This window comes from Cellulomonas sp. JZ18, from assembly GCF_009720485.1.
GTDB lineage: Bacteria > Actinomycetota > Actinomycetes > Actinomycetales > Cellulomonadaceae > Cellulomonas.
Window position 1 is genome coordinate 231,575 of the sequence record NZ_CP045245.1, and the last position, 15,440, is coordinate 247,014.

10 protein-coding genes are annotated in these 15,440 nt (G+C 75.4%); 5 read left to right on the top strand and 5 right to left on the bottom strand.

The features are described 5' to 3' along the window. Window positions 1-92: 92 nt before the first annotated feature. From GC089_RS01080 to GC089_RS01090, 4 genes are all read left to right on the top strand, one after another. Entirely contained in the window at window positions 93-1,289 is a 1,197-nt protein-coding gene (locus GC089_RS01080) for a cobalamin-independent methionine synthase II family protein (RefSeq protein WP_155376125.1), read from the top strand. Between the two features lie 46 nt (window positions 1,290-1,335). Then, window positions 1,336-1,617 carry a class Ib ribonucleoside-diphosphate reductase assembly flavoprotein NrdI gene (locus tag GC089_RS18655; protein ID WP_255449032.1) on the top strand — a complete coding sequence of 94 codons (282 nt, stop codon included), beginning with the start codon at window positions 1,336-1,338 and terminating at the stop codon, window positions 1,615-1,617. Between the two features lie 70 nt (window positions 1,618-1,687). Then, entirely contained in the window at window positions 1,688-1,822 is a 135-nt protein-coding gene (locus GC089_RS19565; protein ID WP_255449033.1) for a hypothetical protein, read from the top strand. 107 nt (window positions 1,823-1,929) lie between these two features. Continuing rightward, window positions 1,930-8,196 carry a DUF11 domain-containing protein gene (locus GC089_RS01090; RefSeq protein WP_155376127.1) on the top strand — a complete coding sequence of 2,089 codons (6,267 nt, stop codon included), beginning with the start codon at window positions 1,930-1,932 and terminating at the stop codon, window positions 8,194-8,196. Between the two features lie 57 nt (window positions 8,197-8,253). Here GC089_RS01090 and GC089_RS01095 read toward each other — a convergent pair whose 3' ends face one another. The 3 genes from GC089_RS01095 to GC089_RS01105 form a co-directional block, all read right to left on the bottom strand. Continuing rightward, window positions 8,254-9,531, bottom strand: a complete 1,278-nt coding sequence (locus GC089_RS01095; protein WP_155378852.1) for an alpha/beta fold hydrolase — start codon at window positions 9,529-9,531, stop codon at window positions 8,254-8,256. Between the two features lie 150 nt (window positions 9,532-9,681). After that, on the bottom strand, window positions 9,682-9,954 hold the full coding sequence (locus tag GC089_RS01100) for a hypothetical protein (RefSeq protein WP_155376128.1): 273 nt from the start codon (window positions 9,952-9,954) through the stop codon (window positions 9,682-9,684). A 212-nt stretch (window positions 9,955-10,166) separates the two neighbouring features. Next, window positions 10,167-12,560, bottom strand: coding sequence for a glycoside hydrolase family 31 protein (locus tag GC089_RS01105; RefSeq protein WP_155376129.1), 2,394 nt, complete (start codon window positions 12,558-12,560; stop codon window positions 10,167-10,169). A 134-nt stretch (window positions 12,561-12,694) separates the two neighbouring features. Between GC089_RS01105 and GC089_RS01110 the strand changes: the two genes are divergently transcribed. Next, entirely contained in the window at window positions 12,695-13,132 is a 438-nt protein-coding gene (locus GC089_RS01110; RefSeq protein WP_155376130.1) for a nitroreductase family deazaflavin-dependent oxidoreductase, read from the top strand. A gap of 132 nt (window positions 13,133-13,264) precedes the next feature. Here GC089_RS01110 and GC089_RS01115 read toward each other — a convergent pair whose 3' ends face one another. Together GC089_RS01115 and GC089_RS01120 are read right to left on the bottom strand one after the other, a co-directional pair. Further along, window positions 13,265-13,855, bottom strand: coding sequence for a YdeI family protein (locus GC089_RS01115; protein WP_155376131.1), 591 nt, complete (start codon window positions 13,853-13,855; stop codon window positions 13,265-13,267). Window positions 13,856-13,883: 28 nt separating this feature from the next. Beyond that, entirely contained in the window at window positions 13,884-15,440 is a 1,557-nt protein-coding gene (locus GC089_RS01120; RefSeq protein WP_155376132.1) for an amino acid permease, read from the bottom strand.

The following is a 15,440-nucleotide window of genomic DNA, read 5'->3' on the forward strand; positions in this document are numbered from 1 at the left end:
TCACGACATCGGATGACTTGTCGGTCCCCGCCCGTGACCTCACGACGGACCGCGTCCGGGACCTCCGCGGGCGCGACGTAGCATCACGCGACGTGAGCACCCCCATCGCCACCACGCACGCCGGCTCCCTGCCCCGCACGCCCGAGCTCATCGCCGCGAACGCCGCGCGCGCGGCGGGGGAGCGGCGCGAGGACTGGGACGAGTTCCTGCGGGCGCAGGTCGTCGCGCTCGTGCAGCGGCAGGTGGACCTCGGCATCACCGTCCCGGGCGACGGCGAGTACGGGAAGTCGATGAGCAGCGCGGTCGACTTCGGTGCGTGGTGGTCGTACTCGTTCCAGCGCACCGGCGGGCTCGAGCTCGACACGTCGATGGCCTGGGCGACCGAGCAGCGCCTGTCGTCCCCGGGCGACCTGCGCACCACCGGGTTCCTGCACCGGCGCGACCAGCAGCGGTTCGCGCAGGCGTACCGCGACCCGGACTCCGGGGTCATGTCCGGCGAGGCTCCCGCGAACTTCCCCAAGGCGACGGGTCCGCTGACGTACACGGGCCAGACGGCCATCGCCGCGGACGTCGCGAACCTGCGCGCCGCCCTCGACGCCACCGGTGCCTCGACCGGCTTCATCACCTCGATCGCCCCGGGCTCGGCCGCCCGCCTCGCGAACGAGTACTACGCGACCGACCGCGACTACCTGTTCGCGTGGGCCGACGTGCTGCGCGAGGAGTACCGCGCGATCCTCGACGCCGGCCTCGTGCTGCAGGTGGACGACCCGTCGATGGCGGAGAACTGGGACCAGATCGAGCCCGAGCCGTCCCTCGACGACTACCTCGCGTTCACCGCGCTGCGCGTCGAGGCCCTCAACCACGCGCTGCGCGACCTGCCGAAGGACCGCATCCGCTTCCACCTGTGCTGGGGCTCCTGGCACGGCCCGCACACCACCGACCTGCCGATGGCGGACATCGTGTCGACGATGCTCGAGGTGCACGCCGGCGCGTTCTCGTTCGAGGCCGCGAACGTGCGGCACGAGCACGAGTACCGGGTGTGGGACGACGTCACGCTGCCCGCGGGCGCCGTGATCCTGCCCGGTGTGGTCTCGCACGCGACGAACGTCGTCGAGCACCCGGAGCTCGTGGCGGAGCGGATCGAGCGGTTCGCGACGCGCGTCGGCCCGCAGAACGTGGTCGCGTCGACGGACTGCGGGCTCGGCGGGCGCGTCCACCCGCAGATCGCGTGGGCGAAGCTGGAGTCCCTCACGGAGGGTGCCCGCCTGGCGGGCGACCGCCTGGGCTGACGTTGGGGGGCGGCGGGACGGACGTCCGTCGCAACGCGGCCGGGCCGTGCGGTGGGGTGGGCGGGACGAGCCGCACGCCCGTCCACTCCTCCTCGTCCGCCGGCGGGCTCGTCCGGCGCGCAACCGGGGGCTGCTCGTCGGCGTGACGGGGTCGGGCAACCGGAGCCTCGGCCGGTACCACCAGCACGCGGCGCGCGAGATCGCGACCCGCTCGGGCCGCCCGGTGCTGCTCGAGCTCGAGCTCCCGGGCACCCCCGGGGACGTCGCCCAGGCGCAGCGCGTCCTCGCCGACCTCGCCGGGGCGCTCGCGCACCGGCACGCGTCCTGACGCGCCGCGCCCCGGGTGCGCGGGGCCGCCGGGGCGCGCACCGTGGAGGCATGACGACGGGGGCGGCGGCGTGAGGGGCAGCGGGCACCACGAGCCGTGGGGCGACGAGCGGCGGACCCGGCAGCTCGCGCGGGTGCTGGTGTGGCTCGGAGCCGTGGTCGTGCTCGGCGCGGTGTTCGCGATCGTGTACGTGCTCGCGAGCTGACGGGACGTCCAGGGCCGTCCCGCGCCACGCCGGGACGACGCCGGTCGCACCAGGGCTGGTGCGGTTCCTCCCGAGGTGTCGAGAATGGCCTGGCATCGGGGGGTGTCATGGGGGACAGGCGTACGAGGTGGTCCGCGGTCGTCGCGGTGCTGGTGCTCGCGCTCGGGGGGCTCGTCGGCTCGGTGCCGACCGCGACGGCGGCGCCCACGGTGCCGTTCACCGCGAAGTTCTCGGCCAACGCGAACGGCTCGATCGTCACGGTCGGCAACAACCTGCTGACGTGCCGGGCCGGCGGCGACTGCGCGGCGGCGCGCGCGGGCGCCGCGCGGGACAACAACGGCTACACGATGGTCGACCTCGACGCGGACGCGGACCCCGCCACCCGGAACTCGTCGATGTCGCGCCTCGACCTGCCCGCCGGGTCGACCGTGCTGTGGGCGGGGCTGTACTGGGGGGCGCGGTTGCAGGCCGGTGCGGGCGGCAGCGGCGGCAGCGCGGCCGCGATCGACCGCATGTCGCTGCGCGCCCCCGGCGACACCGCCTACCGGACGGTCGCCGCGAGCACGGCGGCGCGCGACCAGTTCGGGCCGAACGGCACGAGCTACGGCGCCTACCAGCGGTTCGCCGACGTCACCTCGCTCGTGCAGCAGGCGGGCGTCGGCGAGTACTGGGGCGCGGACGTCGAGGCGGCGACCGGCGCGGACCGGTACGCGGGCTGGGCCATGACGGTCGTGTACAGCGCGCCCGGCATCCCGCTGCGCAACCTCACGGTGTTCGACGGGTTCGACGTGGTGGGTGCGCGCAACCCGCAGAGCGTCACCGTCTCCGGCTTCCGGGCGCCGCTCGCGGGCACCGTCGACGCGCAGCTGACGATGGTCGCGTACGAGGGCGACCTGGCCCAGACCGGCGACTTCACCCGCCTCGTGAACACCCAGCTCGCGACCGCCCTGTCGCCCGGGTCCAACTTCTTCGACAGCGCCAACGGGCTGTCCGGCCAGTCGGTGCAGAGCCGCACCCCGGCGGACCGCAACATGCTCGGGTTCGACATCAAGAACCTCGGCGCCTCCGGTGCGATCCCGAACGGGGCGACGAGCGCGCGCTTCACGTTCAGCAGCAACGGCGACGTGTACTACCCGGGTGTCGTCGGCATGGCGATCAACCTGTACGCGCCCGACTTCACGGCGTCCTCGAAGACCGTCACGAACCTCGGCGGCAGCACGCCCGCCCGTCCGGGCGACACGCTGCAGTACACGCTCAACTACGCGAACACCGGGCAGGACCCGGCCACGGACGTCGTCTCGCGCGACGTGCTGCCGCCGGGCACGACGTACGTGCCCGGCTCGCTCGCGGTCGTCGAGCCGGCGACGGGGGCGACGCGGGCCGTGACCGACGCGCCCGGCGACGACGCGGGCGAGTACGACGCCGCGACCCGCACGGTCCGCGTCCGCCTCGGTGGCGGCGCGACCGCGACCACCGGTGGCCGGATGGCCTGCTCGGGCACCGGCTGCACCGACGACGGCACGTCCCGGACCGCGTACACGTTCCAGGTGACGCTCGACGACGCGGCCGGCGGCACCACCGTGACGAACCAGGCCGACCTCGACTACCGCACGGGCACCACCGGCATCGGCGCGACCTACGCGAGCAACCCGGCCGCCGTGGACGTCGTCGCCCGGGCGGACCTCGTCGTCACGAAGGACGTCACGCCCGACCCCGTCCCGGCCGGCGGGGCGGTGGTCAGCACGGTGACGGTGACGAACACCGGGCCCAACCCGGCGACCGGCACCACGCTGCGCGACCCCACGGTCGCGGGCGTGACGGTCGAGCGGGTGGACGCGCCGCCGGGCGTCACCTGCACGCTCGAGGTCGTCTGCACGCTCGGCACGCTGCCGGTCGGCGCCCCCGTCACGGTGACGATCCACGGCCGGACGGCGCCCGGCAGCACGCTGACGGACGTCACCAACGTCGCGGACGTGAGCACGACGGCGTTCGACCCCGACCTCACCACGAACGTCGCGAGCGACACCGCCGCCGTGGCGCGGCTCGCGGACGTGTCCGTGGCGAAGTCCGTGTCACCGGCGACGGCCCCCGCGGGCGCCACGGTGACGGCGACGCTCACGGTCACCAACGCGGGCCCGTCCGACGCGCAGGACGTCGTCCTCACCGACGCCGTCGCCGACCCGACGCAGCTGACGCTCGGCGCCGTGACCGGCACCACGGGCGGTGCGACGTGCGCGCCGCCCCAGAGCGGCAGCGTGCGCTGCACCGTCCCGACGCTGGCCGTGGGCGCCACCGCCACCGTCACGGTCGAGGGCGTGCTCGCCGCGGAGCTGCGGGCCGGCGTCGCCGTCGCCGACACGGCCACCGTCACGGCCGGCACCCCCGACCCGGACCCGGCCGACAACAGCGCGAGCGCCCAGGTGACGACGACGGCCCCGCAGGCCGACCTGCGGCTGGCGAAGACCGCACCCGGCAGCGTCGTCGCGGGCTCGACGATCACGTGGACGCTCGTGGCGGGCAACTGGGGCCCGTCGGACGCGCGCGCCTCGACGATCACCGACGTCGTGCCCGTCGGCGTGACGGCGACGTCCGTGTCGAGCGACCGGGGGACCTGCTCGATCCGGCAGGACGAGCCCGCACCCGGCCGGCAGCGGGTGGTGTGCGCCGTGCGCGGGTTCCCGGCCGCGAGCGGCGGGGGCACGCAGCCGGGCGGCACCGCGACGGTCACCGTGACCGGGACGGTCGCGCCCGACTTCCCCGCGGACCAGGTCGTCAACACCGGCAGCGTGCAGTCCATCGACGCCGACCCGGTGCCCGCGAACAACACGGCCACCACGACCACACCCGTGACGCGCGCGTTCGACCTCGCGGTGTCGAAGCGGGCGAACCGGACCTCGCTGCCCGGCGCGGCGCCGCGCCCCGTGGAGTACACCGTCACGGTCACCAACGACGGGCCCTCCGCAGCGCGGGACGTCGCGGTGCGCGACCTGGTGCCGCTGGTGCTGAGCTTCGACGGCGCGACCGCCGAGGGCGGCACGTGCGACACGAGCCAGGTGACGACGCCGCAGCCGGACGCCCCGGACCACGGCCTGCTGACGTGCACGCTGCCGGGGCCGATCGCACCGGGCGGGTCGGCGACGGTCGTGGTGCGCACGACCGCCGAGACGGTCCTCGAGGGCGGGCCGGAGGTCACCGAGACGGTGACGGTCTCCGCACCCGGCGAGGGCCCCACCGGGAACAACACGGCGACGTGGACCCTGCGGGGCGAGCCGTACGTCGACCTCGCGCTCGGCAAGACCGCGCCCGCGACCGTCACGGCCGGGACCGACGGCGTCTACCGCCTCACGGTCACGAACCACCCGCCGGCCCCGGAGGAGGAGCAGCTCGTCGCGCCGCCGCCGGACGTGGTCGACACGCTGCCCGCGGGTGTCACGTTCCTCGGCGCGAGCGTCGTCGGGTCGACCGCGGAGCCCGACTGCACCGTCGTCGGGCAGGAGGTCACGTGCCGCCTGCCGGCCGACATCGCACCGGGCGAGACGGTCACGGTGGACATGGCGGTGCGCTTCGCACCCGACCTGGCGAACGGCGCGGCGGTCGTCAACACCGCCCGGGTCGTGAGCCAGGGCACGAGCCCCGACCCGGTGCCGGAGAACGACGTGGCGACCGCGACGAGCACCGTGGTCGCGCAGGCGGACGTGCTCGTCGCGGACATGGTCGTCACGGCGCCCGACCCCGCGGTGGCCGGTGCGGGCACCCGGCGCACGGTCGCGTTCACGCTGCGCAACGACGGCCCGTCGCTGGCACGGGACGTGACGTTCCGGCACGAGATCGACCTCGACGCGGCCGTCGACGCGAGCACGCTGCCCGAGGCCTGCTCGCTCGACGACGGCGAGCTGGTCTGCGCGATCGACGGGGCCGACCTCGCCCCCGGCGAGGAGGTCGCGATCGCGTTCGACCTCCTGCTCGCCGGGTACGTGGCGCCGGGCACCTACACGGCCCGCACGGAGGTGTTCACGACCACGCCGGACGTCGACCTCGAGAACAACGTCGCGACGGCGACCACGCCCGTGACGGCGGCGCGCACCGACCTGCGCGTCGAGAAGAGCGCGCTCGGCACCGTGCCGAACCCGAACGGGGACGGGCACCCCGCGTACGTCGCCGGCCGCCCTTTCGCGTACCGGCTCGCGGTGTCCGTGCCGAACGTGCCGGGCGGCGGCGTGGCGGACGCGCGGCAGGTGGTCATCGACGACCCGGTGCCCGCCGGGTTCGTGCCGACGTCCGCGAGCACGACGCAGGGCACCTGCACGGTCGGCCCGGTGCGGGTCACGTGCCGGCTGGGCACCGTCGCCGCGTGGCCGGGCAGCGCCGAGCCCGTCGTCGTCACCGTGTACGGGGTCGTCGACGTCAGCGCGGAGGGCGAGCAGGTCCTCAACACCGCGACGGCGACGTCGCCGACCCCGGACCTGGCGGGAGACCCGACCGAGGTCGCCGCGTCCGTCGCCGTCGACGTCGTCGAGCAGGCCGACCTGCAGCTGACCAAGCGGGCCGACGCCCCGGTGTCCCAGGCCGGCGGCGCCGTCGGGTTCACCCTCACGACGGTGAACGCCGGGCCGTCGGACGTCGAGAACGCCGTCGTCACCGACACGCTGCCCGCGGGCCTGACGCTCGACGCGGCGGCGTCGCCGGGCTGCACCGTGACCGGCGGCGACCCCGCGACGGGGCAGGAGGTCGTCTGCGCGCTGGGGGCGGTGGGCGTCGGCGCGTCCGTGTCCGTCCGGGTGGTCGCCACGACGTCGCCGTTCGAGCCGGTGCGGGACGTGGTGAACAGGGCCACCGTCGCGTCGCGGCCCCCCGCGGGCGAGGACCCCGCGACCGACCCGGAGCCCGGCAACAACACCGCGAGCGCGTCCGTGCGCATCGAGCGCCTCGCCGACGCGGCGATCACGTCGTCGGTCAGCACGACCACGCCGGCCGCCGGTGGCCGCATCACGATCACGGGCTCCACCATCAACAACGGACCGTCCGCGGCGTGGGGCACCACGGGTGACATCACGTTCCCGCCGGGCTTCGTGCCCGTGAGCGCGGACGTCCCGCTCAACACGTGCACGTGGGACAGGACGCCCCCGGCGGACCCGACGAGCGTGCCCTGGCAGGACGTCTCCTACGTCCTGCACTGCGAGCCCCTGGACCCGTCGCAGCCGTGGCCGCCCGGCGTCGCGTCCACGTCGGTGGTCGTCATGCACATCCCCGAGGACACCCCGGAGGGCTTCTACACCGGCACGGCGTCGAACCGGACGAGCACGCCCGAGGTGACGCTCGAGAACAACACGACGTCGCAGACCGTCTACGTCCAGCACGTGTCCGACACCCGGGTCGTCAAGACCCTCGTCGAGCCGGACCCCCTGCAGGCGGGGCGGCCGGCGACGTGGCGGCTGACGGTGACGAACGACGGCCCGTCCGACGCGGAGAACGTCGTCATCGCGGACACGGTGCCGCCGGGGACGACCTACGTCTCCGCCCAGGTCGACGGTGGCGCCGTGTGCCCGGACCCGGAGACGCACAGCACCGAGCAGGGCGACACCGAGACGCTCCTGCGCTGCCCGGTAGGCACGCTCGAGCCCGGGGCGTCGGCGTCGGCGCTCGTGACCCTGCTCGTCGACCCCGGCCTGACGGGGGCGGAGCTCTGCAACGCCGCGCTCGTCGGGTCCGGCTCGCTGGACCCCGACGCCGCGGACAACCAGGCGCAGGTGTGCGGGACGGTGGTGCCGCCGCCGGCCGCGGACGTCGCCATCACGCTCGGCCCGCAGACGCAGACCGTCGCGTCGGGCGGCACGTTCGCGCTCGACGCGACCGTCCGCAACGACGGCCCCGGGCTCGCGACGGACGTCGTCGCGACGATCGAGCTGCCGGCCGGCTACTCGGGGTACAGCGGCGTGGCGGTGACGTGGCCCGACGGGCGGACGCAGCCCGCGGACTGCGTCGTCGGCTCCCTGGTCTGCACGGTCGGCGACCTCGCGCCGGGTGAGCAGGTCGTCTACCGGCTCGTCGGCACGGTGCACGGCGAGCCCGGTGCCGCGCTCGTCCTCTCCGGCACGACCACGCACGGCGAGCCCGACCCCGAGCCGGCGAACGACACCGCGGCGGCCGCGGTGCGGCTCCTCGTCGGGGAGGCTCCGCCGCCGACCTCGCCGCCGGCCACGCCGCCGGCGGCCGGTGCCGGCGCGGACGACCCCCCGACGAGGGGCTGGGCGTCGCCGTCCCGGCGGCTGTCGAGCACGGGTGCGGACGTCCTGGGGCTCGTGGTCCTCGCGGCGGCCGCGGTGGGCGCCGGGGCGGGCCTGCTGCGGGCGCGGCAGGTGCGCGGCCGGGCCTGACACCGCCGCGGGAGCCGGCCCGCCGGGTGAGCGCGGGCCGGCGCCGTCAGCGTCCCGTCAGCGCCCCGTCACGCTCCAGCGTCCCGCGGTGAGGTCCCGCAGCCGCGGGAGGATCACGTCGCCCGCGACGCGCAGGCCGTCGTGCAGGTACTCGTTCGTGATCCACACCTGCGCGTTCCCGAGCCCGTCGGCGGTGCGCAGCGCGAGGTCGAGGTCGACGTACGGGTCGTCGACGTACTGCACCGCCGCGACCGGCACGTCGTTCGCCGCCAGGCGGTCGGCGTCGTAGAGCTCCGGCCACTCGTCGCGTGCCGCGAGCGCCTCGGCGGCGGCGCGGAACGGGCGCAGCGCCGCCACCTGCTCGTACATCCACGGGAAGACCGTCTCCCCGGTGAGCAGCAGCGGCCGGGCGTCCGGGGCGAACGCCGGGCGCCGCGCGTGCTCGCCGGCCGCCGCCCAGCCGGGCTCGCGCGGGCCGGAGTGGTAGATGACCTCCTGCAGCACCACGTACAGGGGGTTGGCGTCGAAGCCGGTGCGCCGCGCCACCTCGGCCAGGAACCCGTGCGCGGGCTCGCCGCGGCGGTCGAGCGCGGTGTCGAGCAGCCAGTGCAGCTCGTCCACGCCCGTGCTCATGCCCAGCGGCATGCCCAGGGTCTGCAGGCGCTCGACCGTCAGCTCCTCGCCCGTGGGCAGCATGACGCCGCCGGCCGCGACCCGGTCCGCGAGACGGCCGAGCAGCGCGACGTCGTCCGGGTGGGCGCGCGCGAACGCGCGGTTGCGCGCCTCCTGCCGGGGGTAGGTCGCCGCGTAGACGTCCTCCGCGCTCGCGCCGACCGGCGGCAGGCCGCCCGTGACCCAGCACGCCTCGAGCGCCTCCGGGTGCCGGGACAGGTACGTCAGCGTGAGGAACCCGCCGTACGACTGCCCGAGCGTCGTCCACCGCCGCCCGCCGTACACGGCGTGCCGCAGCGCCTCCGCGTCCTCGACGACCGCGTCCGCGCGGAAGCAGGCGAGGTAGTCCGCGGCCGTGGCGGCGTCGGCGAGGGCCGCGACGTCGGTCCCGTCCACGCGTCCCGAGCGGCCGGTGCCGCGCTGGTCGAGCAGCACCACGCGGTGGGTGGGCAGCAGCGCGGACCACCAGCCTCCCGCGGGCATCGGCCGCGGGGCCGCGCCGCCCGGCCCGCCCTGCAGGAACAGCACGAGCGGCAGGTCGTCGCGGTCCTTCTCCGGGTCGACGATCTCGCGCGCGAACACCTCGAGGGAGCCGAAGCGGTGCGGGTCGGCCCGGTCGACGGGCACCTCGACGCGGTGCTCGCGCACCCGGAACCCCGTCATCGCGTACTCGCTCACCGGTTCACCCTACGAGCGCGGCCGCGGTGCGCACTGGTCCCCGTCCCGGCCTCGTCCGCCCGCCGCCCCCGCGGTGCGAGGGCGCGCGGGTACGCGGGGTGCGCTCGCGGACCGGGGTGCGCGGTCGCCCCGGCGTCAGCCGGAGATCGCGACGAAGCCGTCGCCGTCCGCGGCCACGCGCCAGCGGCGGACGTCCTTGCCCGTGCCGTCGCCGGTCTTCTCCTGCACGACGGCGTGGTGGTCCGCGGCGGTGCCCTGCCCGCAGACGAGGTGCTCGCCGGTGGCGCCGTGGACGCGCATCGTCAGGGTGCCGGTGAAGTCGCCGAGCGCACGCGGCGGCTGCCCGCCCACGTCCAGCACCTGGTAGGGGACTGCGGAGACGACGGGGTCGGCCGTGGGGTGCGACATGGTGCTCCGATCGGGTGGACGCCGTGCTGCTCACGACGTGGAGGTCGACCTGGACGGGACGGGTGCGACGCGCGCCCGTGCCGGCGCGGGGCGGCCCGGGCGCGGCGCCGCGCTGTGTCGTGGGTGTGACGTGGAGCACGTCGACGGTACCGAATGTCCGGATCACCGGCCACGGGGACGACCCCCACCGCCGGGTCCGCCGGCACGCGGCGTCAGGGGACGCGGGCCAGGACGACCTCCTCCAGCGCCTCCCGCAGCGCCGCCGGGACGGGCAGGGCCGCCAGGTGCGAGAGCCGGACGTGCAGGGGCCGGTCCGACGTCAGCACGTCGAGCAGGCGGCTCTTGAGCTCGTAGCCGACCTGCGCCGCGTCGAGCAGCCGGTGCACGCGCCCCGCGACGTCGTTCGCGCACAGCGCGGGTGCCGGGCCGAGGCCGAGGCGCAGGACGGCACCCACCGGCACGTCGGCGACCGTGACGCGCAGGTGCCCGTCCGCGGTGCGCGCGACCGCGGGATCGACCGGAGCGCCCTCGACGGACGCGGCCGGCGCGACCGCGTCCGCCACCGACACGAACGTCGCGGTCCACGTCCGGGCCGGCGGCAGGAACGCGGTGGCGCCGTCCGCGGGGCCGACGGTGAGGACACCGCCGGCCTGGTCCCACGCCAGCGGGGTGCGCGCCACGTGCGCGTCGTCGAGCCCGTCGCCCGTGCCGTCGTCCTCGACGAGCGTGAACGCGCCGTCCGCGCCGACGACGACCAGCACCTCGAGCGCCGTGGGCTCGACCGGGTCGTCGCCCGGCACGTCCGCGGCGTCGAGCGGGACGAGCGCACCGGCCGGCGCGAGCACGGGAACCCCCGCCAGGTCGCGGTGCAGGACCATCTCGCGCCCGCCGTCGTAGACGAGGCCGTCGAGGACGTCGACCCACACCCCGTCGGGCAGCCACGCCCGCACCGCACCCGTCATCGACGCGCGGTCCCGCGGCTGCGTGACCGGTGCGACCAGCAGCTGCGAGCCGAGCACGAGCTGCCCGGGCACCTCGTACGCCTCCCGGTGCCGCGGCCAGCGGTGGTACGCCGGCGTCACGAGGGGCACGCCCTCGCGTGCGGCGCGGTGGTTCATCGTGTGCAGGTAGGGCACGAGCCGGTGCCGCAGCCGCAGGTACCGCGTCTGCACGGCCTCGTGCTCGGGCGCGTACGCCCACGGCTCCTTCGTCATGAAGGGGTTGTTCGACGAGTGCAGCCGCAGCACCGGCGAGAAGCAGCCGAGCTGGACCCACCGCGTCGCGAGCTCGTCGTCCTTCGCCCCGAACATGTGCCCGCCGATGTCGTGGCTCCACCACCCGTAGCCGATGTTCGCGGCCGTCGCGGTGAAGTGGGGCTGGAAGGCCAGGGACGCCCACGACACCACCGCGTCGCCCGAGAAGCCCACCGGGTAGCGGTGCGAACCCGGTCCGGCGTAGCGCGAGAACGTCAACGGCCGGCGTCCGTCGTGCCCGGAGTCGAGGAAGTGGAAGTGGTTGAGCATCCACAGCGGGTCGACGCCCGCGACGCGCGAGTGCGCGCCCTGCTGCCAGTCGATCCACCAGAAGTCGACGCCGTCGGCCTCGAGCTCGCGGTGCAGCACCTCGAGGTACGCGGTGAGGAACGCCTCGTCGGCCACGTCGAAGGCGATCGGCTCGCGCGCCGCCGGGTCGAGGCCCAGCGCGTGGCACATCGCCGCGTACGCCTCCTCGTGCGGGCCGACGCCGTCCGCCGGGTGCACGTTCAGGGTGACCCGCAGCCCGCGGGCGTGGACGTCCGCGAGGAACGCCGCGGGGTCCGGGAACAGGTCCCGGTCCCAGGTGTACCCGGTCCAGCCGCTGCCGACCGCCGGGTCGACGTCCGTGACGTGCCAGTCCATGTCGAGCACCGCGACCGAGAACGGCAGCCCGGCGGCCCGGAACCGCGCGAGCAGGTCGAGGTACTCCTGCGCGGAGTACCGGTGGTAGCGGCTCCACCAGTTGCCCAGCGCCCAGCGGGGCAGCACCGGCTGCGGCCCCGACACCGCGTACAGCGCGCGGACGGCCTCCGCGTGGTCGTGCCCGTACGCGAAGACGTACAGGTCCGTGCGGCTGCCGTCGCGCGGGGCGACCCAGCCGTCCTCGGTGAGCAGCAGCGACCGCGAGTCGTCGACCACCGCGAACCCGTGCCGGGAGGCCACACCGGGCTCGAGCGGGATCGCGCCGTCCGCCTCGTCGAGCGTGCGCGCCGTCCCGCCGAGGTTCGCGCCGTCGTCGTCCTGCCCGTACCGCCACACCGAGTGCCAGCTCGTCACCGCGCCGAGGACGGCGACCGACAGGCCGCTCGTCGTGAACGGCCCCGTGTCGTACGTCAGGCGCAGCCGGGACGTGACGACCTCGACGTGCGTGCCCTGGTCCATGACGCGGAACTCGGGCACGGGCAGCGCGCGGTGCAGCGCGAACGTGGACGCCCGGTCCTCGAAGACGCCGTCCTCGGCGCGCTCCAGCCGGACGAGGCCCTCGGTGAGGACCGTGATGCGCCAGCGGTCGCCCTGGACGACGGCCGCGGGGTCGGCGACGGGGGAGGAGGGCAGGACGGGCAGCGCCATGCGTCCATCCCACCGCCGCCCCGGTGCCCGCGCACCCGCACGCGACGTGCAGCACGTGGACGGGCGCGGGCGCCTGCCGAGGGGCAGTGGTGCGGTCGGGAATCGGAGGGCCTGCGGCCGGCGTTGGGACGGGCATGCCTCTCACCGGTGAGTACGCACCCAGCCCGAACGACTTCGCGCGCGAGCAGGCCGAGCTCTTCGAGCGGACCGGCGGCGCGGAGGGGAACACGCTGAACGGTCGCCCCGTCATCGTGCTGACGACCGTCGGCGCGACGAGCGGCAAGCTCCGCAAGATCCCGCTCATGCGCGTCGAGCACGAGGGCGAGTACGCCGTCGTGGCGTCCAAGGGCGGCGCGCCCGAGCACCCCACGTGGTTCCACAACATCGTCGCGCACCCGCGCGTGGAGCTGCAGGACGGCCCCGTGCGGCGCGACTACCACGCGCGCCTGGTGACCGGCGAGGAGCGTGCGGCGTGGTGGGCGCGCGCGGTCGCGACGTGGCCCGCGTACGACGACTACGCGACGCGCACGGACCGCGAGATCCCCGTCTTCGTGCTCACCCCCGTCGACTGACGCCGGTGCCGGTGCCGGTGCCGGTGCCGGTGCCGGTGCCGTGAAGCGTTGCGGACGCCAGGAGTCCGCAACGCTTCACGCGCCGGCCGGCCACGGACGCGCCACGGGCCGACGAGGGAGCGGGGACCCGGGTCAGCGCGCGCTGCGGCCGCCCGCGGCGGCGGACGCGATGCGGGCGACCCGGCCCGCCCGGGTCTCGGCGCGGCGGGCCTCCGCGAGCCAGCGCAGCTGCGCGCGCTGCACCCCCGGCGTGAGGCGGCGCCACCCGGCGCCCGCCGCGGCGTCGGCGGCCAGCGCGGCGGCGAGGTCGTCCGGGACGACGCCCGCCTCCGCCTCGTCGTACATGGTCCACGAGCCGTCCGCCTGCGCCGCCTCGATCACCGCGCGTCCGGCGTCCGTCATCCGGCCCGACGCCTCCACGCGTGCGAGCCGCTCCTTGGTCAGGCGTGACCACCCGCTGCCGGGGCGGCGGCGCGTGAACCACATCTCGGTGCGCTCGGCGTCGACGGTGCGCTGCGTCCCGTCGATCCAGCCGACGGCGAGCGCCTCCTCCACGAGCGGCTCGTAGTCGAGCACCGGGCGCCCGGACGACGGCTTCCAGCGCACCACCCACACACCGGGGCTCGTCGCGTGGTGCGCGGCGAGCCAGGCACGCCACGCGCCGGCGGTCTCGACGAGCAGGCGCTCGTCGCGACCGCCGGCCGACGCCCGGTGCTCCGCCACCGCGTGGCCCCCTCGGTGCCGCCGCGGGTCAGGCCCGGTCCGCGTCCTGCGTGAGCGTGGGGGCGGACGCGCCCCGGCCGACCAGCGAGTGCCGGTAGGAGTACACGAAGTAGATGACCACGCCGGCGGCGAGCCACGCGAGGAACCGCACCCAGGTGAGGGTGGTCAGGTTGAGCATCAGCCAGATGCACGCCAGGCCCGAGACGATCGGCAGCACCGGCGACCACGGCACGCGGAAGCCGCGCTTCAGGTCGGGGCGCGCGCGGCGCAGCAGCGGCACCGCGAAGCTCACCAGCACGAACGCCGACAGCGTGCCGATGTTGATCATCTCCTCGAGCGCCTCGACCCGGGACAGGCCCGCGATGAGCGCGATGACGACGCCCGCGCCGATCTGCAGCCAGAACGGCGTCCTGAAGCGCGGCGAGGTCTTCGACATGCCGCGCGGCAGCAGGCCGTCGCGGCTCATCGCGAAGACGACGCGCGTGAGGCCGAGCATGAGGACCATGAGCACGCTGGTCAGGCCGACGAGGATGCCGATGGAGATGATGCGCCCGGCCCAGTCGGCGCCGACGAGCACGAACGCGGTGGTCAGCGACGGGCTGTCCTCCTGGGCGAGCTCGGTGTAGCTGACCATGCCGGTGACCACGACGGTCACGAGCACGTACAGGATCGTCACGAGCACGAGGCCGCCGAGGATGCCGCGCGGGACGGCGCGCTGCGGGTCCTTCGTCTCCTCCGCGGTGGTCGCGACGACGTCGAAGCCGATGAACGCGAAGAACACGAGCGCGGCGCCGGACAGGATGCCCATGACGCCGTAGGTCGAGGGCTCGAAGCCGAGCAGGAAGCCGGTCAGCGGCTGGTGCAGACCGCTCGTGCCGGCCGCGGCGGGCTCCGACGGCGGCACGAACGGCGACCAGTTCTCGGCCTTGACGTAGAAGAAGCCGGCGACGATGACGAAGACCGTGATGCCGACCTTGAGGATCGTGAACACGCTGTTCACGCGCGTGCTCAGGCGCGTGCCGATCGCCAGCAGCGCCGTGAACACGGCGACGATGAGCATCGGCGCCCACGACACCTCCGCGCCCAGCACCGTGACGGTGGTGGGCAGGTCGAACCCGAGCAGCCCGAACGCGTCGGACAGGTACACGCCCCAGAACTTCGCGATCACGGCCGACGCGAGCAGCATCTCGAGGATCAGGTCCCAGCCGATGATCCACGCGACGAGCTCGCCCATGGTCGCGTAGGAGTACGTGTACGCCGACCCGGCGACCGGCAGCGTCGAGGCGAACTCGGCGTAGCACATGATGGCCAGGCCGCAGACGACCGAGGCGATGACGAACGAGACGATGACGCCGGGGCCGGCGTAGTTCGCGGCCGCGGTGGCCCCGACCGAGAAGATGCCCGCGCCGACCGCGACGGCCACGCCGAGCACGGCGAGGTCCCAGGCGGTGAGCGACCGGCGCAGCTGCCGCTCCGGGTCGTCGATCGAGGCGAGCGACGCCTCGACCGACTTGCGGCGCAGGATGCCGCGCGGGCCGGGCGCCGTGCCGACCGGGCGGCCGGTCGCCGTGCCGTCGTGGGTCAT

Excerpts from the sequence above, each read along its gene's own strand:
- GC089_RS01100 (WP_155376128.1), bottom strand. The coding sequence starts at position 9,954 with ATGTCGCACCCCACGGCCGACCCCGTCGTCTCCGCAGTCCCCTACCAG.
- GC089_RS01120 (WP_155376132.1), bottom strand. The coding sequence starts at position 15,440 with ATGACCCACGACGGCACGGCGACCGGCCGCCCGGTCGGCACGGCGCCC.
- GC089_RS01110 (WP_155376130.1), top strand. The coding sequence starts at position 12,695 with ATGCCTCTCACCGGTGAGTACGCACCCAGCCCGAACGACTTCGCGCGC.
- GC089_RS01090 (WP_155376127.1), top strand. The coding sequence starts at position 1,930 with ATGGGGGACAGGCGTACGAGGTGGTCCGCGGTCGTCGCGGTGCTGGTG.
- GC089_RS01105 (WP_155376129.1), bottom strand. The coding sequence starts at position 12,560 with ATGGCGCTGCCCGTCCTGCCCTCCTCCCCCGTCGCCGACCCCGCGGCC.
- GC089_RS01095 (WP_155378852.1), bottom strand. The coding sequence starts at position 9,531 with ATGACGGGGTTCCGGGTGCGCGAGCACCGCGTCGAGGTGCCCGTCGAC.